The sequence below is a fragment of the Pseudoalteromonas sp. NH0006-46 genome (genome assembly GCF_057547735.1).
On the sequence record NZ_BAAJML010000001.1, the window covers coordinates 601,467 to 622,499 of the forward strand.

22 protein-coding genes are annotated in these 21,033 nt (G+C 40.0%); 14 read left to right on the forward strand and 8 right to left on the reverse strand.

Annotated features, from left to right (window positions below; translation table 11 throughout):
- Positions 1 to 2 precede the first annotated feature (2 nt).
- The 4 genes from AC27I2_RS02710 to AC27I2_RS02725 all read right to left on the reverse strand — a co-directional run bounded on the left by AC27I2_RS02710 (position 3) and on the right by AC27I2_RS02725 (position 4,556).
- Positions 3 to 875 carry a polysaccharide lyase family 7 protein gene (locus tag AC27I2_RS02710; protein ID WP_487203445.1) on the reverse strand — a complete coding sequence of 291 codons (873 nt, stop codon included), beginning with the start codon at positions 873 to 875 and terminating at the stop codon, positions 3 to 5.
- A 372-nt stretch (positions 876 to 1,247) separates the two neighbouring features.
- The gene (locus AC27I2_RS02715; protein ID WP_487203446.1) at positions 1,248 to 2,180 is read right to left on the reverse strand and encodes an exopolyphosphatase; all 933 of its coding nucleotides are present in this window, start codon (positions 2,178 to 2,180) and stop codon (positions 1,248 to 1,250) included.
- Between the two features lie 145 nt (positions 2,181 to 2,325).
- Positions 2,326 to 3,774 (reverse strand): dihydrolipoyl dehydrogenase, encoded by a 1,449-nt coding sequence (locus tag AC27I2_RS02720; protein WP_487203447.1) that lies wholly within the window; start codon positions 3,772 to 3,774, stop codon positions 2,326 to 2,328.
- 53 nt (positions 3,775 to 3,827) lie between these two features.
- A complete protein-coding gene (locus AC27I2_RS02725; RefSeq protein ID WP_058403545.1) occupies positions 3,828 to 4,556 on the reverse strand; it encodes a glutathione peroxidase in 729 nt (242 codons plus the stop codon).
- 111 nt (positions 4,557 to 4,667) lie between these two features.
- Between AC27I2_RS02725 and AC27I2_RS02730 the strand changes: the two genes are divergently transcribed.
- Positions 4,668 to 5,567, forward strand: coding sequence for a LysR substrate-binding domain-containing protein (locus AC27I2_RS02730; RefSeq protein WP_138528772.1), 900 nt, complete (start codon positions 4,668 to 4,670; stop codon positions 5,565 to 5,567).
- On the opposite strand, the gene AC27I2_RS02735 is transcribed toward AC27I2_RS02730, so the two are convergent.
- Positions 5,564 to 6,757 (reverse strand): flagellar assembly protein FlgT, encoded by a 1,194-nt coding sequence (locus AC27I2_RS02735; RefSeq protein WP_058403543.1) that lies wholly within the window; start codon positions 6,755 to 6,757, stop codon positions 5,564 to 5,566. The genes AC27I2_RS02730 and AC27I2_RS02735 overlap by 4 nt on opposite strands.
- 139 nt (positions 6,758 to 6,896) lie before the next feature.
- Between AC27I2_RS02735 and AC27I2_RS02740 the strand changes: the two genes are divergently transcribed.
- On the forward strand, positions 6,897 to 7,355 hold the full coding sequence (locus AC27I2_RS02740) for an LPP20 family lipoprotein (protein WP_058550958.1): 459 nt from the start codon (positions 6,897 to 6,899) through the stop codon (positions 7,353 to 7,355).
- 483 nt (positions 7,356 to 7,838) lie between these two features.
- On the opposite strand, the gene flgN is transcribed toward AC27I2_RS02740, so the two are convergent.
- From flgN to flgA, 3 genes are all read right to left on the reverse strand, one after another.
- Complete coding sequence (gene flgN, locus AC27I2_RS02745; protein WP_058403566.1) at positions 7,839 to 8,270, reverse strand: flagellar protein FlgN; 432 nt, start codon at positions 8,268 to 8,270, stop codon at positions 7,839 to 7,841.
- Positions 8,263 to 8,583: a flagellar biosynthesis anti-sigma factor FlgM gene (flgM, locus tag AC27I2_RS02750; RefSeq protein ID WP_058403541.1), complete on the reverse strand. Its 321-nt coding sequence runs from the start codon at positions 8,581 to 8,583 to the stop codon at positions 8,263 to 8,265. The genes flgN and flgM overlap by 8 nt, the downstream gene beginning before the upstream one ends.
- 75 nt (positions 8,584 to 8,658) lie before the next feature.
- On the reverse strand, positions 8,659 to 9,366 hold the full coding sequence (gene flgA / locus AC27I2_RS02755) for a flagellar basal body P-ring formation chaperone FlgA (protein ID WP_138528770.1): 708 nt from the start codon (positions 9,364 to 9,366) through the stop codon (positions 8,659 to 8,661).
- 142 nt (positions 9,367 to 9,508) lie between these two features.
- Here flgA and AC27I2_RS02760 point away from each other — a divergent pair, with 142 nt between their 5' ends.
- From AC27I2_RS02760 to flgK, 12 genes are all read left to right on the forward strand, one after another.
- Positions 9,509 to 10,441 carry a chemotaxis protein CheV gene (locus AC27I2_RS02760; protein WP_058403539.1) on the forward strand — a complete coding sequence of 311 codons (933 nt, stop codon included), beginning with the start codon at positions 9,509 to 9,511 and terminating at the stop codon, positions 10,439 to 10,441.
- A 20-nt stretch (positions 10,442 to 10,461) separates the two neighbouring features.
- Complete coding sequence (locus AC27I2_RS02765) at positions 10,462 to 11,292, forward strand: CheR family methyltransferase (RefSeq protein WP_058403538.1); 831 nt, start codon at positions 10,462 to 10,464, stop codon at positions 11,290 to 11,292.
- Between the two features lie 141 nt (positions 11,293 to 11,433).
- Entirely contained in the window at positions 11,434 to 11,841 is a 408-nt protein-coding gene (flgB, locus tag AC27I2_RS02770; RefSeq protein ID WP_006792698.1) for a flagellar basal body rod protein FlgB, read from the forward strand.
- A 5-nt stretch (positions 11,842 to 11,846) separates the two neighbouring features.
- A complete protein-coding gene (gene flgC, locus AC27I2_RS02775; RefSeq protein WP_058403537.1) occupies positions 11,847 to 12,278 on the forward strand; it encodes a flagellar basal body rod protein FlgC in 432 nt (143 codons plus the stop codon).
- A gap of 13 nt (positions 12,279 to 12,291) precedes the next feature.
- Positions 12,292 to 12,972, forward strand: a complete 681-nt coding sequence (locus AC27I2_RS02780) for a flagellar hook assembly protein FlgD (protein WP_219421643.1) — start codon at positions 12,292 to 12,294, stop codon at positions 12,970 to 12,972.
- 59 nt (positions 12,973 to 13,031) lie between these two features.
- Positions 13,032 to 14,393, forward strand: coding sequence for a flagellar hook protein FlgE (gene flgE / locus AC27I2_RS02785; protein WP_219421645.1), 1,362 nt, complete (start codon positions 13,032 to 13,034; stop codon positions 14,391 to 14,393).
- A gap of 157 nt (positions 14,394 to 14,550) precedes the next feature.
- Positions 14,551 to 15,294 carry a flagellar basal body rod protein FlgF gene (locus AC27I2_RS02790; protein ID WP_487203448.1) on the forward strand — a complete coding sequence of 248 codons (744 nt, stop codon included), beginning with the start codon at positions 14,551 to 14,553 and terminating at the stop codon, positions 15,292 to 15,294.
- A gap of 20 nt (positions 15,295 to 15,314) precedes the next feature.
- Positions 15,315 to 16,103 (forward strand): flagellar basal-body rod protein FlgG, encoded by a 789-nt coding sequence (gene flgG / locus AC27I2_RS02795; RefSeq protein ID WP_006792703.1) that lies wholly within the window; start codon positions 15,315 to 15,317, stop codon positions 16,101 to 16,103.
- A gap of 15 nt (positions 16,104 to 16,118) precedes the next feature.
- On the forward strand, positions 16,119 to 16,802 hold the full coding sequence (gene flgH, locus AC27I2_RS02800; protein ID WP_006792704.1) for a flagellar basal body L-ring protein FlgH: 684 nt from the start codon (positions 16,119 to 16,121) through the stop codon (positions 16,800 to 16,802).
- Positions 16,803 to 16,814: 12 nt separating this feature from the next.
- The gene (locus tag AC27I2_RS02805; protein ID WP_058403533.1) at positions 16,815 to 17,909 is read left to right on the forward strand and encodes a flagellar basal body P-ring protein FlgI; all 1,095 of its coding nucleotides are present in this window, start codon (positions 16,815 to 16,817) and stop codon (positions 17,907 to 17,909) included.
- Between the two features lie 122 nt (positions 17,910 to 18,031).
- Positions 18,032 to 19,027: a flagellar assembly peptidoglycan hydrolase FlgJ gene (gene flgJ, locus AC27I2_RS02810; protein ID WP_058403532.1), complete on the forward strand. Its 996-nt coding sequence runs from the start codon at positions 18,032 to 18,034 to the stop codon at positions 19,025 to 19,027.
- On the forward strand, positions 19,028 to 21,031 hold the full coding sequence (flgK, locus tag AC27I2_RS02815) for a flagellar hook-associated protein FlgK (RefSeq protein WP_138528766.1): 2,004 nt from the start codon (positions 19,028 to 19,030) through the stop codon (positions 21,029 to 21,031).
- The last annotated feature ends 2 nt before the right edge of the window (positions 21,032 to 21,033 follow it).

The following is a 21,033-nucleotide window of genomic DNA, read 5'->3' on the forward strand; positions in this document are numbered from 1 at the left end:
TATTAAAAAAACTTTAAATTTTTAGTGGCGACTTTTGCATTTCCATCTGTATTTATGTAAACACCGGTCTTAAGGTAAAGTTTTTTGTCTTTCCAGTCAGTGTTATTTCTTAAATCGATCGAGCTCCCTGTTTTTACTTCAGAAAAGTTACCGTCACCGTCTTCATCGTAAATATCTTTACGAGGTAAATTAATATAAGAATTATTAACTTTTAATCTTAGTTTTCCATTAAATAAACCGAGCCTGTAAGTTTTAAATGTTTCGTCGTAGTTCCCTACATAAATATGGGTAAAGCAATCAGTGCCAGAACAGTTCATTGTTCTGCGAAGTGATAAATAAATGCCTTCTGGTGAATTGTTATAAGCGTCTTTTTGTTCGCCTGCTGCGGCCCACTTTAACGCGGCTAGTGGACCTTTTTGCCCACTTTCATCCACGTGTACTTGCGCGAAAATAGCCTTGCCTAGGTTAGATGATTTAGACACAAATTTTGAGTTAATACGGATGTAACGGCTTTCTGATGTGTTTTCGCTTATTTTAAACTCCCTCTCTTCACGAAGCTCTGATCGGTTACTTTCACCCGATTCATAAAAGTAAATAACAGAGCCATCTGAGGTAGTATAAAAGTGGTCATTTTTTGAGTTGCTGTTTTTAATTTGACTTTGTGAGTAGCAAGTTGTTGAGCTAGGGCCAACTTGTAACTTTGCTTTTCGTACTTCTGTTCGTTGGTTGCCAGATACATAGCCAGGGGCATGAGTACCACTTGGTGCATTGCCACTATAGTTGCATGATGCTAATGCTTGGCCAGATGATGCACCAGCAAGAAGTAGAGCAATTGCTGACACTTTGGATAAAGTTGTTGTGTATTTTTGTTGCATTGTGCTTTCCAAATATTGGTAAATGTTTTTATTTATTTTGGTAAGGTTAAAAATCAAAATCTTACTATCCAACAATTTAATATTTAATTTACAAATTGGCAATATCTATTTGTGTTTATTTTAGGGTCGGTTTCGGTGGTTTTTTAGGCGTTCGTTATTTCAGAGGTTGTTTTAATGAGTAGTCGAATATAAATAAAGTTTATTTATTAGAATAAATTAAAAGCTTACAATACTTTAATATAAATAACTGAGGCAGCTAAGTCTTTAATAATAATATGGTTAGCGTGTTTGTTGTTTAAATTGCTTTAATAATAAAAAAGCGAGTAAATCTAAACTTACTCGCTTTACAATTTAATAGCTGATAATTAATAATTAACCATCACTGGTAATTTTATCAATTAATTCACTTAGTACTGTTTCAGCTTGGCTGGTTTCTACTTGGCAGGTGCCTGCATTTAAGTGTCCGCCGCCTCCGTATTTAAGGCATAACTCACCTACGTTTGTATTTGAGCTGCGGTTAGTAATTGACTTACCAATTGCATACACTACGTTTTGCTTTTTAAGCCCCCACATTTTATGAATTGAAATATTGCAGTCGGGGTACATGGCGTAAATTACAAAGCGGTTGGTGGCGTAAATGGTTTCTTCTTGGGTTAGATCTAGCACTACTAGGTTTTTATGTACTGTTGCACATTGTGTTATTTGTGCTTTTGCTTTTTCGTTGTGTTCGTTATACAGCGCTACTCGCTCGGCTACATCTTCCATTTTTAATATGTCGTCAATGCTTTGATCTTTACAGGCATCGATTAGTTTCATCATTAATTGGTAGTTTGAAATTTTAAATTCGCGGAAGCGGCCCAGGCCTGTGCGGGCATCCATTATAAAGTTCATTAACACCCAGTCGGTTGGATTGAGTATTTCGTCTTTTGAAAACTGTGCAGCATCGCCTTTGTCTACAGCGTCCATCATGTCTACTGAAATATTAGGAAATTTTTCAGCGCCGCCGTAGTAGTCGTATACTACACGCGCAGCAGAAGGCGCTTTAGGATCAATAACGTGATTTTTAATGTCGCTTGCGTTACGAACGGTTTCACTTAGGTGGTGGTCAAATGCTATGTGACAACCCGCTACATAGGGGAGGTTAGTAGTAATATCGTTAGCGGTAATGTCTATTTTTCCATCTTGCATGTCTTTTGGGTGAACAAACAAAATATCGTCAATTAGATCTAAATCTTTAAGTAGTACGGCACATACAAGGCCATCAAAATCGCTACGGGTGACTAGTCTAAATTTATTATTGGGCATAGCTATTCCATCTTTTTAATTAAATTACGTATTGAGTGTAACAGCTAAACTATTTTTTGAGATACCAGTGCTTAAAAATTATATAAATAAAAAAGCCAAAACAGACGTTTTGGCTTTTTGATAGCAAGTGTTTATTTTTTGTAAGTTATGCGCCTGGGCCACATTCCATACAGTGGTTAATGATATCTGGGCCAAACTTAAGCTTGGCGTTTAAATCGCGAAGTGCGGTGCGTAAACCCTCTTCTATAACCGGGTGGTAATAAGGCATATTAAGCATTTGTGGTACGGTCATTTTGTTTTGTACTGCCCATGCAAGTAGGTGTGCTATGTGCTCTGCTTGTGGGCCAATAAATTCTGCGCCTAAAAATAAGCCGGTGCCTTGCTCTGCGTATACACGCATGTGGCCCTTATTTTTTAGCATTACACGGCTCCTGCCTTGATTTTCAAAGCTTACTTCGCCTACTTCAAAACAGCCACATGAACCTAAACGGTCTGTTATTTGGGTAAAGCTTTCACCTACCATGGCTATTTGTGGGTCGCTGAATACTGCGGCAATTTTGGCCCTGCGTAGGCCAATACGTACATCTGGAAAACGCCCTGCATTTTGCCCTGCAATGGTTCCCTGATCAGACGCCTCGTGAAGTAGCGGGATCATGTTGCTGGCATCGCCGGCTATAAATATGTTTGATTCGCCACATTGCATTGTGTGCGGATCGGCATGCGGTACACCGCGCTCGTCAAGCTCTATGCCTGTATTTTCGAGGCCTAGCTTGTCTACATTGGGGACTCGGCCTGTTGCAGCAAGTACATAGTCAAACTGTTCAGTGTGTTTTTCACCTTGTTTGTCGGTGTAGGTAAGCTGTGCTTTGTCGCCTACTTGCATCATGTCTGATACGTTTGAGTCGGTATCAACAAAAAACTCTTTTGCAAAAACTGTATTTGCATAGTCTTTTACTATGGGGTCGGTTAGGGGGCCAATAGCACCACCAACGCCAAATAATTTTACATTAACGCCTAAGCGACTAAGTGCTTGACCTATTTCAAGGCCAATTACGCCCGGGCCAAATACGGCAACAGATTCTGGTAGGTCGTCCCAATCGAATACGTCGTCGTTAATGATTAATTTGTCACCAAAATTATTAAATACACCAGGATATGAAGGGCGAGAGCCTGTGGCTATAACAAAACGCTTGGCTGTAATAATAGTATGGTCGTCAATTTGTACACGGTTGGCATCTAAAAATTTAGCGTAACCTTTAATTTTGTCTTCGTCTGGAAGTTCATCTACGGCTTCAACTACGAATCCTGCAAAACGATCGCGTTCACTTTTAACGCGTGACATAACTGCTTTGCCGTCTATTACAGGCTTTGAGCTATGCACACCAAATGCAGGTGCCATTTCTATAGAGTGTGCAGCTTCCGCTGCCGCTATCAATAATTTACTCGGCATGCAGCCAACGCGTGCGCAGGTTGTGCCATAGGGACCTGATTCGATCATAAGTACGTTAGGGGTAAACTGTTTAGCGTTTCGGTATGCACTGAGTCCTGCGGTACCTGCGCCAATAACTACTACGTCGGTTTGCAATTGTTTCATCGTCTTTTTCCTTTAGTAAATAGGGGCGCTTGGCCCCTATTTAAAATTACTTATTAAGCAAAGTATTTTTCTAGGTCGTCTGAGCCACCAATATGTTTTCCACCAATAAATACTTGTGGAACGGTGTCGCGGCCAGAGATTGCTTTGAGGCTTGTTAATGATGCACCTGCACCCATAGTAATTTCTTCGTAGGCAAATCCTTTTTCTGTAAGAAGCTCTTTTGCTTTTTTACAGAATGGACAACCAGGTTTAGTGAAAACGCTTACTGGCTCTGGTTTAGCTTGTTTAGGGTTGATGTAATCAAGCATGGTGTCAGCGTCAGACACTTCAAACGGGTCGCCTGGTAGATCTGGTTCGATGAACATTTTTTCAATTACGCCATCTTTTACCAGCATAGAGTATCTCCAGCTGCGCTTACCAAAGCCTAAATCGTTTTTGTCTACTAACATGCCCATGCCGTCTGTAAACTCGCCGTTGCCGTCTGGTAGTAAAGTAATGTTTTGCGCTTCTTGGTGTTCAGCCCATGCATTCATTACGAATGTATCGTTTACTGATAAACACACAATTTCGTCTACGCCATTTTGTTTAAATACGCCAGCTAACTCGTTGTAGCGAGGAAGGTGAGTAGATGAACATGTTGGGGTAAATGCGCCTGGCAGTGAAAATACAGCGACTGTTCTGCCTTTAAAAATTTCGTCTGTTGTTACCGATTTCCATTCGTCGTTTTGACGTGTTGCAAATGTAACGTTAGGGATTGTTTGACCTTCAATATTCTTTAACATGGTTTAGTTCCTCTTGATTTGTTGAAGCCATTATGGCGAAAATTTAAATATAGTTCTAATCGTTTGTTTGTATTAAACTGATAGTCAAAAGCTATCAGGTTGGAGCTGAACATGAACTTAAAAGATTTTGAATACGTTAAAGCTATAGCGCAACATAAACATTTTCGTAAAGCAGCCGATGCGTGCTTTGTTAGCCAGCCAACACTGAGTGGGCAGGTTAAAAAGCTTGAGCAAACCTTGGGTGTTTCTTTATTTGACCGCTCAACTAAACAAGTTACCCTAACGGCTAAAGGAGCACGTTTACTAGCGCAAATAGAGGTTATTTTAGAGCAAACCCAAATACTCAAAGAGCTTGCTTCTACCTCTAACGACCCATTACAAGGTAAGTTAACAATTGGTATTATTCCAACTATCGCACCGTATTTATTGCCTACGTTGTTAACTTCGATGAAAGAGGCGTTTGTAGACAGCCAATTTTCGTTTATCGAAATGCAAACAGCGACCATATTAGATGCGCTTAATAATGGTGAGCTTGATTTTGCAATTTTAGCCGACGTACCAGAACTTAAGCACTACCATACTATCCCACTTTATAAAGAAGACTTTTTAGTTGCTGTTTCACAAGACAACGCGTTGGCTAAGCATAAAAAAGTAGCGCTAAGCGATCTTCAAGGATGCAGCTTATTAATGTTAAGTGATGGTCATTGTTTTAAAGATCAAGCCCAAAAGTTTTGTTTTTCAGCAGGGGTTGATGTGTCTAATCAATATAAAGGCAATAGCCTAGAAACGTTACTTGCATTAGTGGCGATGGATGATGGGGTTACTTTTGTGCCAAAGTTAGCTTGTACAAAGCGAACAGGCATTGATTATATGCCTATATTTCCCAACCAACAGCGTAATGTTGTATTTGCATGCAGAAAGCATTATCCGCATTTGGCAGGGGTTGAGCAATTAGGTGAGTGGTTGTCGGCTCACCCTAATTTAAAAACACAGCTTGATAAAAAACTTTAGAGTTCTTGGCTTATTACTTCAACTACATCGTTGATTTGTACGCCGGGCAAAGGTTGGTCGTCAATGCTAACTGCAACCGCAGTTTGTTGATATAACTGCTCTACGCGTATTTTATTAAGTGTTGTAGTGGTATGAGGCATTACATTACCTGCAGCATCAGTTAGGTAGTTATGGTGTGCAATACTTAGCATTTGTCCTTTTTTTAGGCCATGTGCTTTACCTAAGTTAATCACTATTTTGCTGTTTTCCATATGCATTATTTTACCTTGTGTTGGAAAACAGGCTAGCACAGCTTGTAAATCATAACTCAAGGTTTGATTTATATCTTGTATGCTTTGGCCGTAAGGCGATTGCCAAAATCTATCACTGTTTACATCAATAATAGCGGTTTTTTCAAACGGCCAAATACCTTGGCCTTGATAGCTATTAGTCCAAAGTTGCTCGTAGGTTGTGCCATTAAAAAGGCTAAACTCTATTTTGTAATTGCGTTGGTAGCTGTCGTCCTGCCAAAAAGCATAATCGCTATTGAGTTTATCGCTTGTTGATAGGTCTGTAATTTGGCTAAGTAACACGTACTGAGCGTTAGTACGGGATGCTATTTCTTCTAACTGTATTTTTGAATAGTCGTACTGTTGTGAAAAGTAATTATCTACATTTACAGGCATGTTGTAATAAGCAACGGGTAGGGCGCTCATTTTTGATTTTTGTAAGGTGGTGAATATTCGCTTGCTAATTGCTTTGTTTACGTCAAATATTTGACCCATTCTGGCTTGCTCTCGATGAGCTAGCTGACTTTGTGTTACGGCAACAAATTTGTTAAAGCTGCTTTGCGGGCATTGCTCTGTTTGCGCAAATATATCTAAACGCAGGGTAATGGCAAATTTATCGTCGTATTTATTTTCACTTACAAGCTCAATTTTTTGAATTTCGCCATGGCTACTAATTTTTAACTGATCTTGCATTAACACGCCGTCTACCAAGGTTTGTACAGAGCTGACACGTGCCCCAGAAAAAACCAGCGCTTGAGTGATGGCATCTTTTATAGCTGCTGATTTGGCCGTGCTTATGTCGTCGTTTTGAATAAGTGCATGCCCGGTAGATTCATACCACTGCGCATTTGTAAAAGCCGAAAACGTAAATAACGCAGTTGCGCTTAGTCCTGCAAATGCCTTTAATAAAAACGATTTCATACTTTTACTCCAAATATACGTTAGCTTTATTATCAAAGCAGCAAGGACTGTACCAATGTTGTTTATCGACGAAGATAACACTATTAATGGCATTAAATGTGCATAAATCAAAATAATTAATATATTAGGGCATAAAACTATGCGAGCAATTTCATTACTGATCACATTAGGGTGTTTAACTTTAAGTGGATGCAGCAGCGTGTTTGATAAGCACGTAGAATACAAATACGTTGAACCTAATAATTACCCCGTGTTAAAAGCGGTAGGTTACGCGCCTATTAGTTTACAAAAAGGAGCGAGTGCTTCTCAAAAACAGCTTATGGCTATCAAAGCCTCTAAGCTAGAAGCCTACCGAGAGCTCACTGAACAAGTTTATGGGCAAAAGGTGACCGCAGGTATGAGTGTTGAAAACGCAGTAGCAAAAGACGATTACTTACAAAGCAAAGTGCAAGGCGTAATTAAAGGTGCGCAAATTATTAAAACTTATGCGGTAGACGATACTTATGTTACGGAGCTTGAACTCAATATGAAGCGTGTGCACGACCTATATATTGGTGAAATAAAACCACGTGAAGTTAAAAAAGTGACTTATTACTAAGACCTGTTGATTTTTGCGGATTAAAACTTTTCAAACTAGAGGTTATTTAGCCACTGCACGAGATATGTAAGCTAGTAGGATAACTGCTCCTGCGTTATTCTACTGGCTATATCAATTAGCTTAATTAAGTCATCTATTTTAAAGCTATTAACGCGTTTTGCCCCGCAAAATGATTAAGTATTATTGAGGATTGGTATTACATCCATGTAGGCAATAAAGAGTAAATAACCTCTAGATATACCCCTTCGAGCAGCGACTGCTGACTATTAATGCTGCGTTATCGTCAATTTATTGGGAGTCCCACACTATGTGGGCTCCGCCTTACATAAAACCCAAACAAGCTGCTGAAAATTAACCCACCAGAGTACAACACGCACTAATGTAGTTGATTTACATTTGCTAAGTAATTTTGAGATTCTATATATTAAACAACAGGTAGGTAATGTTTTAAAGGCGGCGCTATTAAGCTGAATAGTTTCTGATTTAAGCTTTTAAGTTTCGCACCAGTTGGCCGTTAGTGTTAACTTCACCGCCAGACTGGTTGTATGTAGTGGATGACGGGGCTCCAATTAAAATACTTTTTAATTGTTTAACGCTTAGCTGAGCTTGATGCGCTGCATGTGCGTTTACTTCATTTTGTTTTTGGCATTTCTCTAACTTACTACGAACTTGAGAAATAAGCTCTGGGAGCTCTTCTGATTGTTCGTCGTTTTTAGCAAGTAACTTATTAAGCTCTTGGTCGAGGGTATTTAGCTTGGTTAATAAAGACATTTTTTGTTGGGTAATTTCTTTTAAACCTTCACCTCTTCTTGAGGCAATAGCTGTTAGCTCGTCGTTTAATAAAACATCGAGAGAGTCTAAACACTTATCTTGCTCGTTTAGCTTAACAATAATTAAGCTATTATGATCAGCCATATACATCAAACTCAAAGTCAGCTAGATTTTTTGCAAGCTTTTCACTGTCAATTTGATACTTACCTTCAGTGATTGCTTTTTTAAGCTCAGCAACTTTGTCACTATCAAACCCAGACGACTGTTGTGCTTTTTCTTGCAAAGTTTTTAACTGCTGTGCTTGTGGTGTTAAGCTCACAGAATCGCTGGCAGCTTTAGGTGTAGCCGATTGAGCCGCTTGTGTATTTGCATTATCTCTTTGCAAATCAACCTTTTGTTGTTTAGCGTTAGCTAAAGCGCTTGGTTGTTGATTACCTGAATTGACTTGATTAACCATAATAAAAATCCATAATTTACCCAACTAATACCAGTATATCGGCATATCTTTAGTAAACTTTAATATTATTTTTAATTAAATATTTACTTGTACAGACTCTACACCATCTACACGCGCATTTAAAACTTTACCTGTTTTTTTGTTCTCTACACGTATTTGATCGCCCAATGTACCATCTTCAAGCGCAACGCCAGTTGTTTTTATTCGTAACCCTTTGATACTTGCATAAATGTTAATTGCATCACCTTTGCACACCATGCATATCTGATTCAGCAATATTGGCATACCTTCGCGAATGTTGCGTTTACTTCTGCTTCCAATAAGTACTTTTGGTTCGTCTAGATATTGTACTCTTACAAAGTGTGTTGGTTTCATTTCAATGGTTAGATGATCGCTGGTTATTACTTCACCTCGCGCAATATTATCAGTAGTAACAACAACTGGCGCCATTTTTTGCACCTTAATATGAACGTATTGCGCCCAGCTTTGCAGATCGTCGCATTTAATTTGTATTGTAATTTGCCTGTTAAACGGGGGTTCACTCGATGAAATAATAGTAGGTGTTGTTGAACAAGCACGATCGGGTATGCGGCTGTCCAACGGTAATGCACTAAGTTGTATTTGCTTACTGTCGCGTTCTCCAATTTGTTCAGCGATGTAATTTACAGCCATTTCTTGTAGTAATGCTTTACTAAATACCTGAGCAGATACAGGGAATGCAAAACCTAGGCTAGCAACAAAATAAAAAACACTGTATCTTTTGATTTTTTTTAACAAACTCATAATGTTTCGACTATGCTTATGGTTTCAAACAGGGTATAAATATTTTGCGTCAAAATTAAGACGCACCCACGATGTTGTGTAGCTTTGTATATATAGGAAGCAATTATCGTTCCGTATTATTTGTTTTCTAAAGGAGATTTTAATGGCAGGCATTTTAGACTCAGTAAACCAGCGTACTCAGCTGGTTGGCCAGAACCGCCTAGAATTACTATTATTTAAACTCAGAGGGCGCCAGCGTTTTGGGATCAATGTATTTAAGGTAAGAGAAGTTCTTCAATGTCCTCCGCTTACTAGTATGCCAAAGTCGAACACTTACATTCGTGGTGTTGCACATATTCGTGGACAAACTATTTCGGTTATTGATTTATCAATGGCTGTAGGTGGACGCCCAATAGACAATATTCAAGACAGCTTTATTATTATCGCCGAATACAATCGCTCTGTGCAGGGCTTTTTAGTTGGTGGTGTAGAACGTATTGTTAATATGAACTGGGAAAAAATAATGCCGCCGCCATCGGGTGCGGGTCGTTATTCTTACTTGACTGCTGTTACAGAAATTGAAAACGAACTTGTTGAAATACTCGACGTTGAAAAAATCCTAAATGAAATTTGCCCTGTTAACACCGAAGTAAGCGCAGAAGTTGCTGAAAGTGGCGATATTCAGAAAGACTTGGGTGAGCGAATAGTATTTATAGCTGATGATAGTGCGGTTGCACGTAATCAGGTAAAACGTGCGCTAGAGCCGCTTGGTGTGCAAACGGAACTTGCCAAAAATGGTAAAGAAGCACTCGTAAGACTCAAAGAAATTGCCGAGCTTGATTGCCAAACCGATATTACAGAACGTGTGGCGCTGCTTATATCTGATGTTGAAATGCCTGAAATGGATGGCTATACACTAACGGCAGAAATAAAAGCAGACCCTAAACTTGCACCTTTACATGTTATTTTGCATACGTCACTCAGTGGTGTATTTAACCAAGCAATGATTGAAAAGGTAGGGGCAGACGATTTTATTGCTAAATTTAACCCAGATGAATTAGCCACTGCGGTTAAAAAATGGGTTCATTGTGAATAATCAAAACAGGTGCTACTAATTTGAATAACAAAGACTTGCAGCAAAATGAATACGATCAATTTCGTTCATTTTTAGAACAGCAATGTGGTATTGTTCTTGGTGAAAATAAGCAATACTTGGTTAAAAGCAGGCTTGCACCATTAATGGCTCGTTTTGATGTAGGGTCGTTATCTGAACTTGTTAGCAAAACACTAGGGCCACATGAAAGGCAATTACGAGCGGCTGTTGTTGATGCGATGACTACCAACGAAACTTTGTGGTTTAGAGATCAATACCCGTTTGAGCTTCTACAAAACCGCTTGTTTCCTGAGTTTAAAGAGTTAAGGCGACCGGTAAAAATTTGGTCTGCGGCCAGCTCGTCTGGGCAAGAGCCTTACTCTATTTCTATGTCGGTTGCGGAGTTTCAGGCTAAACAGCCTGGTGTATTAAAAATGGGTGCTCAAATAATTGGTACTGATATTTCTAATACCATGCTAGATATGTGCAAAAATGGCGAGTACGACGCGCTAGCTTTGGCACGAGGCTTATCGGCTGAGCGCCGTAAAAAGTTTTTTACAGACAGCGGCAATGGCATGGCAAAAGTAAACGATACATTGAAAAAGCAAGTGAGCTTTAGGCACTTAAATTTACTCGATTCGTATGCGTTGATGGGTAAATTCGATATTATTTTTTGCCGTAATGTACTTATTTATTTTTCTCCTGAAGTAAAAGCTAAAATTATTAAACAATTTGCGCAAGCACTTAACCCTAAAGGTTATTTATTTTTAGGGGCTTCGGAGTCAATGGCCGGATTAAGTGACGAATTTGATATGGTTAGATGCAACCCTGGCATTATTTACCAAAAGAAGTAAACCCTCTTTCTTTCCTTTAAAACGACACACTATGTGTCGTTTTTCATTTTAAATCATTCGATTACAAAAAATATAATCACTCAATTATAAATGGCTTATTTATTGCTTTATACAAACTATGTCAATTTTTTGGAGATGGTTATGGCTATCAGTTTTGATAAAGCTTTAGGTGTGCATCAGCATACTATGTTGATCCGTTCACAACGAGCAGAAGTGCTAGCGAGTAATATTGCTAATGCTGATACGCCGGGCTACAAAGCAAAAGATATTAATTTTGCCTCAGCATTAAAAGCGGCAAAATCACACCAGCAAAGCGGCAATACAATGGTAACTACTAATGAAAAACACATTGGTGGTGGTACCCGAAGTGTGGGTGGTGATGAATTATTTCGTACGCCAAATCAAACAGATACAGGTGATGGTAACTCAGTGGATGTGCAAGTGGAACGGAACTTGTATACACAGAATGCTATGGAGTATCAGGCCAGCTTACAATTTTTAAGCGGCAAGTTTAAAGGCCTGAATAAAGCCCTCGGTAGTCAAGGATAATAATTATGAGTTTATATAACGTTTTTGATATTGCTGGTTCTGGTATGAGCGCACAAAATGTGCGTTTGAATACCACTGCTAGTAATATTTCGAATGCCAATACAATTAGTTCTTCTCAAGACAAAACGTACCGAGCGCGACAACCTGTATTTGCTGCAGAGCTTACCAAAGCTTCTGAGTCGGCAAGTAACAATCAGGGCTCTTCTGTTGGTGTTAAAGTGCTGGGCATTGTTGAAAGCAGTGCACCATTACAAATTGAATACAACCCTAATCACCCGAGTGCGGATGAAAATGGTTATATTTACAAACCCAACGTTAATGTTGTAGAGGAGATGGCGAACATGATTTCTGCTTCTCGCTCTTATGAAACAAACGTGCAAGTTGCAGATGCAGCTAAGCAAATGTTAAGTAAAACTCTGCTGCTAGGTCAGCGTTAACCGAGGGTAGGTTATGAGTAACGATATTAGTACATCTTCATCCTATTTAGACTCTTTACGGTGGCAAGATACAACGCCCACTTCAAATGAAGAAAAGAGCGATGCGTTAACTCAAGAAGACTTCTTCTCGTTGTTAACCCAGCAATTATCGTTTCAAGATCCGAGCAAGCCTGCGGATAACGATCAAATGATTGCGCAAATGACCAACTTCACGATGGCTGAAGGTATCTCAAACCTTAATAGTAATTTTGAGTCACTTGCAGCTTCGATGACATCTAACTCCGCTTTACAAGCGTCAACATTAGTTGGAAAGCAAGCATTACTAGAGTCAGATTCTTTAGATTTAAATGCAACTGGTGAAGCCAAAGGGTCAGTGGTTGCAGAAAGCCCAGTAGAGAGTTTAACGCTTCGTATTACGGATGAATCTGGACAACTTGTAAGAAGTATTGAACTAGGATCGCAATCGGCTGGTGCAGTACGTTTTGCTTGGGATGGTAAAAACGAAGCGGGTGAACGTTTACCGGAGGGTGAATACAATATAGTGGCTGAAGGCAGCACTAACGGTGAATTTTCAAGCCTTCCTATAGCTACGTTTAAAAATATTGAAAGTGTAAATATAAATGGTGCTAATGGCATCATTATTAACACTAAAGAAGGTGCGGTTAGGCTGACTGATGTCGCAGAGATCGCGTAATAGAGTTTAATAATATTTTGCCTGTTTGCAGGCTGTATTTAATAGGTTAGAGGTCAATTATGAGCTTCAATATTGCATTAACAGGCATAGCTGCCGCACAAAAAGATTTAGACGTTACCGCAAATAATATTGCGAACGTTAATACAACCGGTTTTAAAGAGTCACGTGCTGAGTTTGCAGATGTATATGCCTCTTCAGTGTTTAGTTCTGGTAGAACTAAAAATGGTGACGGTGTTCAAACTACTATGGTTGCCCAGCAATTTCACCAAGGTTCGCTGCAATTTACTAATAACTCATTGGATTTAGCCATTACAGGTGAAGGCTACTTTGCAATGAGCCAAGACCTGGGTGCGCAAGATTTTACCTTTACAAGAGCAGGGGCTTTTAAGTTAGATAAAGATAACTTTATCGTTGATGCTAAAGGTAACTTTTTACAAGGTTTCCCTGTAGATGAGGCTACCGGCGATACGACCTCTGTTAGTTTAAGTACTTCGTCGGCACTGCAAATCCCTGATTCGTCTGGATCACCTCGTGCAACGGCAACGGTATACAGCTCATTTAATTTAGATTCACGTGCAGATGCGCCTTCGTTGCCATTTGATCCAACAGAAAGTGCTTCGTATAACTCATCAACTTCAACCACTGTTTACGATTCACTGGGTGAGGCACATGTTTTACAATATTTTTTTGTAAAAAATGATCCGACGACAAACCCTAATGAGTGGGATATACATGCAACGCTCGATGGTTTAGTTGTTGATCCAGCAACGGGCGCTGAGCAAACTACTGCGCCATATACACCTTTAACCACCCTAGGTTTTAGTTCAAGCGGTTTACCTGAAACAACAAATGGGGTTGCTAATACAAACCCAAGCAGTTTCGATGAGTTAGTTTTACCTGCGGGTGCTGGGACTGGTTTATCTTCGTTACTGACTAACGGCGCATCATTTCCTGATACGGGCGTAGAGCTTAATTGGCGAGATGAGGCTGCAACTACAAATAAGCAGCCAACTCAGTACGCAAGTCGATTTGAAGTTAAAGCGCTAGACCAAGATGGCGCTACGGTTGGTCGTTTAGCGGGTATTGATATTGGTACCGACGGAAAAATAGTGGCTTCATACAGTAATGGCGACACATCTTTCTTAGGTCAGGTAGCGATGGTTCGTTTTTCTAATTCACAGGGGTTATCGCAAGTTGGTGATACCTCTTGGAAAAAGAGCTTAACGTCAGGAGAGCCAATTGCAGGTGAACCAGGCTCGGGTACATTAGGTTCAATAAATTCATCAGCACTAGAGCAATCTAATGTGAACTTAACGAATGAGTTGGTTGACCTAATTAGTGCTCAGCGTAACTTCCAGGCTAACTCTCGTGCGCTTGAGGTTAACTCAACACTGCAACAGGCAATTTTACAGATTCGTTAATTTAATACTTAACATCATTTTTAAGGGCTGCTTTTTAAAGTGGCCCTTTTTATTTTTACTTTATTTAGTTTGTTTTATAACCATTTTACATCATTTTCTATTGTGGCATCTATTTTGCATTTCCTGTGTATAGAGATTTTTGAAACGAGTCGATGCTATGGACAAAATGGTCTACATTGCGGCCTCAGGCGCTAAACAAAGCCTACAGGGGCTGGCCCTCAAAGCCAATAATTTGGCGAATGCGAATACCACTGGATTTAAGTCAGACTTTGCACAAGCTCGCTCTATGCAGGCTTTTGGCGAAGGGTTGCCGTCGCGTGTTTTTTCTATGCAAGAGCGTCCGGGTTCTAATATGACCTCTGGCGGCATAGTCGAAACAGGCAGAGACCTAGATATTGCAATGAGCGATAACGCGTGGTTAAGCGTGCAGGATGCCTCAGGCAATGAAGCTTACACCAATGTGGGTACATTAAATATTACCGCTGAAGGTATGTTAATGACCAGCCATGGTCGTCAAGTAATTGGCGAAGGCGGGCCTGTCATTTTACCAGTACCGATCGAAAAAATTGAATTTAGTGAAGACGGCGCAATTCAAGTTCGTCCGCAGGGGGCGCCTGCTACGTTTTTAGAAGAAGTTGACCGTTTGAAGGTGGTTGAAGCTAATAGTTTTCAACTAGAAAAAGGGAACGATGGTTTATTTAGGCCTAAGGCAGGAGAGGTTGTTGATACTTCTGCCAATGTTAAAGTATTAAGCGGAACCTTAGAAATGTCTAATGTGAACCCTGTTCACGAAATGGTCGATATGATCAGCCATCAACGTCAATTTGAGTTACAAGTAAAACTGATGAAAACAGCTGAAGATCTTGATAGATCACAAGATCAGCTGATGCGCATAGTTTAACTTTAAATGAGGACACGATTATGAATCCAGCATTGTGGATCAGTAAAACGGGGCTAGACGCTCAACAAACCGATATTTCGGTTATATCAAACAATTTAGCGAATGCCAGTACGGTCGGTTATAAAAAAAGCCGCGCTATTTTTGAAGATTTACTCTATCAAAATATTAACCAGCCCGGAGGCCGCTCGTCACAAGACACTGAAATGCCATCTGGTTTAATGTTAGGTGCCGGTGCAAAAGTCGTGGCTAACCAAAAAAACTTTTCTCAAGGTAACATGCTAACTACTGAGAATTCATTGGATTGGATGATCTCAGGGCCTGGCTTTTTTGAAGTATTACAACCCGATGGCAATATTGCTTATTCTCGTAATGGGCAGTTTACTACCGATGGCGATGGTCGAATTGTAACGTCTGGGTCTGGTTATGTTGTGCAACCAGAGATGAACGTTCCCGATGATGCGCAATCAATCACTATTTCACAAGATGGTGAAGTATCTGTGCGTATTTCAGGCCAAGCCGACAACGTTGTTATTGGCCAGCTTACAATTAGTGATTTTATCAATCCATCGGGTCTTGAGCCTGTAGGGCAAAACCTTTACACCGAAACGGCTGTAAGTGGCGCGCCTGTGCAAGGTAACCCGGGTGTAGAAGGCTTAGGCACAATTATTCAGGGTTCACTTGAAACATCAAATGTAAATGTAACAGAAGAGTTGGTTAACCTGATTGAAACGCAGCGAATCTATGAAATGAACTCAAAAGTTATTTCGGCGGTTGATGAAATGATGAGTTACATTAATCAGCAATTATAAGGTGTAGGGGGAATTATGCGTCATTATATGTTATTTGCGGTAGGTACATTATTTTTAAGTGGCTGTGTCTCAACACAAAATAGTGATGTTGTTCAAGATGACCCCTATTATGCGCCAATGTATCCTGAACCAAGTATGGAGCCGGTAGTTGCAACGGGTTCGTTATTTAATACTAATGTATCAAACGACTTATACGCAGACCGAAAAGCACTGCGTACTGGCGATATTATTACTGTTAATCTACAAGAGTCTACTCAAGCAACAAAAGCTGCTAAAACAGAAACTGATAAGCAATCTGATGCTAGCCTAGACCCTGTAATAGGGCTTGGTGGTTTACCCGTTAACATTGGTGGCGATAGTATTCAGTTTGGTATTGGTAGCGATGCCTCTTTTACGGGTGATTCTAAATCAAATCAATCCAACAGCTTATTTGGCAATATTTCGGTCAATGTTATGCGTGTTCTACCTAACGGTAACTTAGTGATTCGCGGCGAAAAGTGGTTAACGTTAAACACTGGCGAAGAATTTATTCGTTTGGAAGGTTTGGTACGCCCGCAAGATGTGAGTTCTGATAATACAGTTGAGTCAAACCGAATAGCCAATGCACGTATTCAGTACTCTGGCAAAGGGCAAACACAAGAAGCGCAAAGTGCAGGTTGGTTAACACGTTTTTTCAGCAGTTCGATTTTTCCTTTTTAGAGGGCATTCATTATGAATGTATTAAAGTTAATTTGTTTAATCACGCTAATAGGTTGCCATTTTTCGGCAAATGCAGAGCGTATTAAAGATATTTCTATGGTCGAAGGGGTTAGATCGAACCAGTTGGTAGGTTATGGCTTAGTAGTCGGTTTACCGGGTACTGGTGAGCAAAGCCGGTTTACTCAACAAAGCTTTAAAGGCATGTTGAGCAATTTTGGAATTTCGCTACCTGCAAGCTTAAGTCCTAAAATTAAAAACGTTGCTGCCGTTGCTGTACATGCTGAATTACCTGCTTTTAGAAAGCCAGGTCAAACAATTGACGTCACCGTTTCATCTATCGGCAGTGCGGGTAGCTTGCGTGGCGGTACTTTGTTGCAAACGTTTTTAAAAGGGGCTGATGGCAATGTATATGCTGTAGCTCAAGGCAGTTTAATTGTTGGAGGCCTCGGCGCACAAGGTGCTGACGGCAGCCGTGTTGTTATTAATACCCCGACGGTGGGGCGCATTCCAAGTGGCGCAACAGTAGAGCGTGAAGTTAAAAGCCCGTTTATGCAAGGTGACTTTATAACTTTTAATTTAAATCGCCCTGATTTTACAACAGCAAAGCGCCTTGAAAAAACAATTAACGATTTAGTCGGGCCTAACAGTGCAAAAGCAATCGATTCAGTCTCTGTTCGTGTGATTGCTCCTAGAGATGCCTCTCAACGCGTATCTTATTTATCAACACTTGAAAACCTGGAGTTTAAACCTGCAGATATGTCTGCCAAAATTATAGTTAACTCCCGTACTGGTACTATTGTAATAGGCAAAAATGTTAAGTTGCAGCCTGCTGCAATAACGCATGGTGGGTTAACAGTTACTATTACAGAGCAGCAAAACGTGACTCAACCTAATGCGTTGGCTGAGGGGGAAACGGTAGTGACACAGCAATCAATCATTGATGTTAACCAAGATGATTCTCGTGCATTTGTTTTTAACCCGGGTGTTAGCTTAGACGATTTAGTACGCGCTATTAACGAGGTAGGCGCTGCACCAGGCGACTTAATGGCTATTTTAGAAGCCCTAAAAGAAGCTGGAGCTATTAACGGTCAACTTGTTGTTATTTAATATTTATTAAGCTTTAGCAAATGCTTTGCTAAAGCTTCCCTTTTACTCCCTCATTCACATTTCCAATCTGGCTTAAATTTTGCATTTTAATTTATATTATTCACTATTGTGTCAAAAAGCTGATGGAAACGAATCATCTAGACAAACAAAACTTTTTTGATTTAGGCAATTTAGATTCACTTCGTAAAGAAGCCTTAAGCAGTGGTGATGCATCGACTGATGCGTCTAAAGCCGCTCTAAAAAAAGCAGCTGCGCAATTTGAAGCTATTTTCACTCAAATGTTACTTAAAAGTATGCGTAAAGCTAACGAAGCGTTTGAAGATAAAGAAAGTCCGCTTAACTCAAGTAGTGTTAAGTTTTTTGAAGACATGCACGATCAACAGCTATCTACTGAGCTTTCATCAAATGGCTCTTTAGGCCTTGCTGATTTAATTGTTCAGCAGTTATCGCCAGACGGCAAAACTTTTATGCCGGGCTCTGTATTGAGAACCACCAATGACTTTTTAAGTGATATGCGTGCTGGCTCGTCGCTTCCTCATACTCAAAACGAAGAAAATGCAGCGATTAATGTGCATAACAATAAAGCCGATTCTAAAGTGCCTAAAGCATCTTCAGCGCCATTCGAAAGCACAGAAGAGTTTGTTACTACAGTGTGGGAACACGCTAAAACTGCAGCACAAAAAATTGGCTTAAACCCTGCTGTAATGGTTGCACAAGCGGCACTTGAGACTGGTTGGGGTAAGCACATTATTAATAAGAGCGACGGCAATAGTTCAAATAACTTATTTAATATCAAATCAGATAAAAGCTGGGATGGCGAAAAGGCAAGTAAAGTAACCCTAGAATTTGAAGAAGGAACACCTGTTAAAAAGCAGGCTAGTTTCAGAGCTTATGACTCGATAAAAGAGAGTGTTAACGACTTTGTTGATTTTTTAACTCAAAATCCTCGTTATCAAGAAGCATTACAAAATACTGCTAAGCCAAGCGATTTTTTAGATTCTTTACAAAGAGCTGGCTATGCAACGGATCCTAATTACGCGGACAAGATAAAAAAAGTACTTAACAGTGCTCAATTAAAAGATGTTGCAACAAGCGTAATTCGCCAAGGAGTAAAGTAAATGTCGTTTAACTTATTAAATATTGCCAGTTCAGGGGTTAGAGCTAACTCTGAACTACTGCAAACGACAAGTAAAAATATTGCGAATGTAAATACCGAAGGCTACGTGCGAGAGCGCACTGAGCATACAACTATGATCGATAACCAGGTAGGAAAAGGAGAAACCTATCGCTTGTTAAATCAGTTTGCGCAAGAGCAATTAAATAGAGATACCTCTAATAAAACGTTTTTTGATCAGTTTGTTACAGAAGCAAATCGTGTTGATAGTTTGTTTTCAGAAGACTCTAATAGTTTATCTACTAGTATAAACTCATTGTTTAATAATGTTCAAGAGTCGCTAAATCAACCCTCATCTACTGTTGCTCGCTCGCTTGTGATGACCGATGCTGAAAACTTAGTGAATCAAATGGACAGACTCTCAGGCATTGTTTTTGATCAGAAAAATATTGTCAATGAACAGCTAGACGTATTTACAGAAGAGGCGAATGGCTTAATTCAAAAAATTGGCACATTAAATCAGGATATTGCCGCTGTAAACGGCACTAATAACCAAGCAGATGCGAGCTCTACTTATAATGAACGCGATAAGGCTATCCGTGATTTATCTGAGCTAATAGACATAGAAACACTTGATGGTCCAAACGGTGAAAAACTTGTATTTATGGGCACAGGTGAAGCAGTTGTAATGCAAAATGGCTCGTTTAATTTGTTTTCTATGCGTGGCGATCCTGATCCAAATTTTAAAGAGCTTAGGCTAGATGTAAATGGTGGCAAGGCAGTGCCGCTTGAAGTTGATGTATCTAAATTAAAAGGAAAAATCGGCGGATTACTGGCATTTAGAGACGATGTGCTAGTCCCGGCTCAAAATCAAATTGGCCAAATGGGTTTAGCAATAGCTGATTCTTTTAATGAACAAAACAAGCTAGGTATGGACGCTAATGGAGAGCTTGGGGGAAACATTTTTAATATTCCTACGGTTGGTGGCTATGCTTATGCAGCGAATACGGGTAGCTCAAGTATGACTGCAACGCTTGAAGCAGGCAAAGGCGGTGAATTGCCGGCAAGTGATTTTATAGTCACTTATACCAGTGCGACAACGGTAGAGATTCAGCCCATAGATAATAAAGGTGAGCCGCTAGGCACCGCATCAACAGCAAATATAACCGCTGGCGTCATTGATTCATCTACAATCACGAGTGGCGAATCGTTTGGTTTAGAAATTAATGTTGCGGGCGCTGCAAATACAGGTGATCAGTTTCAAATAAAGCTTAACTCTGAGTCGGCGGCAAATATGTCTTTAGCAACCAACCGTGGTGAAGATCTAGCCCTTGCAGCACCAATAAGAACAGCAAACGACATTAACAACATAGGTAATGCCACAATTACGGTTGGTGAAGTAAGTGATGTTACTACAGGTAGCTTTACAACATCACCAGCAGGCCTTACAAACGGGCCTATTACTGTTGTTAAAACCGCTAATCTAAATGAATACACAATAAGCGATGGTGTGAATAGCAGTACTTTTACAGCAACTTCGCCAGCAAAAGACATGTTGCAACAGGCTGGTGGTGGCTTTGAATTATATGGTTTTGACTTTGATATTGAAGGCAGCCCTGAAACCGGCGACACATTTACGCTTGAGTTTAACGAAGGTGGTTTTGATGATAATCGTAACGGTCAAAAGTTAGCGGGGTTACAACAAGGTGAACTAGTGCGCCAAAATATTGTTACCGGTGCAAACTCAGACAACCACAAAACATTTAATCAGGCTTATGCTGGGTTGGTTAGCGATATTGGCGTGGTAACTAATCAAGCAAAAACAAATGGCGACGCGTTTGAAGCGCTTGCTCAGCAATCTGAAGCCTGGTACGAATCGCTTTCTGGTGTAAACCTAGATGAAGAGGCTGCCAATTTATTACGTTTTCAACAGTCTTACGCCGCTTCTGCGCAGGTGCTTGCAACCGCTCGTACTATTTTTGACACTATATTAAGTGCTGCGAGGTAATT

What these genes read in the sequence shown, in the direction of transcription:
- AC27I2_RS02710 (WP_487203445.1), bottom strand. Translation starts at nt 875, where the DNA reads ATGCAACAAAAATACACAACAACTTTATCCAAAGTGTCAGCAATTGCT.
- AC27I2_RS02715 (WP_487203446.1), bottom strand. Translation starts at nt 2,180, where the DNA reads ATGCCCAATAATAAATTTAGACTAGTCACCCGTAGCGATTTTGATGGC.
- AC27I2_RS02720 (WP_487203447.1), bottom strand. Translation starts at nt 3,774, where the DNA reads ATGAAACAATTGCAAACCGACGTAGTAGTTATTGGCGCAGGTACCGCA.
- AC27I2_RS02725 (WP_058403545.1), bottom strand. Translation starts at nt 4,556, where the DNA reads ATGTTAAAGAATATTGAAGGTCAAACAATCCCTAACGTTACATTTGCA.
- AC27I2_RS02730 (WP_138528772.1), top strand. Translation starts at nt 4,668, where the DNA reads ATGAACTTAAAAGATTTTGAATACGTTAAAGCTATAGCGCAACATAAA.
- AC27I2_RS02735 (WP_058403543.1), bottom strand. Translation starts at nt 6,757, where the DNA reads ATGAAATCGTTTTTATTAAAGGCATTTGCAGGACTAAGCGCAACTGCG.
- AC27I2_RS02740 (WP_058550958.1), top strand. Translation starts at nt 6,897, where the DNA reads ATGCGAGCAATTTCATTACTGATCACATTAGGGTGTTTAACTTTAAGT.
- flgN (WP_058403566.1), bottom strand. Translation starts at nt 8,270, where the DNA reads ATGGCTGATCATAATAGCTTAATTATTGTTAAGCTAAACGAGCAAGAT.
- flgM (WP_058403541.1), bottom strand. Translation starts at nt 8,583, where the DNA reads ATGGTTAATCAAGTCAATTCAGGTAATCAACAACCAAGCGCTTTAGCT.
- flgA (WP_138528770.1), bottom strand. Translation starts at nt 9,366, where the DNA reads ATGAGTTTGTTAAAAAAAATCAAAAGATACAGTGTTTTTTATTTTGTT.
- AC27I2_RS02760 (WP_058403539.1), top strand. Translation starts at nt 9,509, where the DNA reads ATGGCAGGCATTTTAGACTCAGTAAACCAGCGTACTCAGCTGGTTGGC.
- flgB (WP_006792698.1), top strand. Translation starts at nt 11,434, where the DNA reads ATGGCTATCAGTTTTGATAAAGCTTTAGGTGTGCATCAGCATACTATG.
- flgC (WP_058403537.1), top strand. Translation starts at nt 11,847, where the DNA reads ATGAGTTTATATAACGTTTTTGATATTGCTGGTTCTGGTATGAGCGCA.
- AC27I2_RS02780 (WP_219421643.1), top strand. Translation starts at nt 12,292, where the DNA reads ATGAGTAACGATATTAGTACATCTTCATCCTATTTAGACTCTTTACGG.
- flgE (WP_219421645.1), top strand. Translation starts at nt 13,032, where the DNA reads ATGAGCTTCAATATTGCATTAACAGGCATAGCTGCCGCACAAAAAGAT.
- AC27I2_RS02790 (WP_487203448.1), top strand. Translation starts at nt 14,551, where the DNA reads ATGGACAAAATGGTCTACATTGCGGCCTCAGGCGCTAAACAAAGCCTA.
- flgG (WP_006792703.1), top strand. Translation starts at nt 15,315, where the DNA reads ATGAATCCAGCATTGTGGATCAGTAAAACGGGGCTAGACGCTCAACAA.
- flgH (WP_006792704.1), top strand. Translation starts at nt 16,119, where the DNA reads ATGCGTCATTATATGTTATTTGCGGTAGGTACATTATTTTTAAGTGGC.
- AC27I2_RS02805 (WP_058403533.1), top strand. Translation starts at nt 16,815, where the DNA reads ATGAATGTATTAAAGTTAATTTGTTTAATCACGCTAATAGGTTGCCAT.
- flgJ (WP_058403532.1), top strand. Translation starts at nt 18,032, where the DNA reads ATGGAAACGAATCATCTAGACAAACAAAACTTTTTTGATTTAGGCAAT.
- flgK (WP_138528766.1), top strand. Translation starts at nt 19,028, where the DNA reads ATGTCGTTTAACTTATTAAATATTGCCAGTTCAGGGGTTAGAGCTAAC.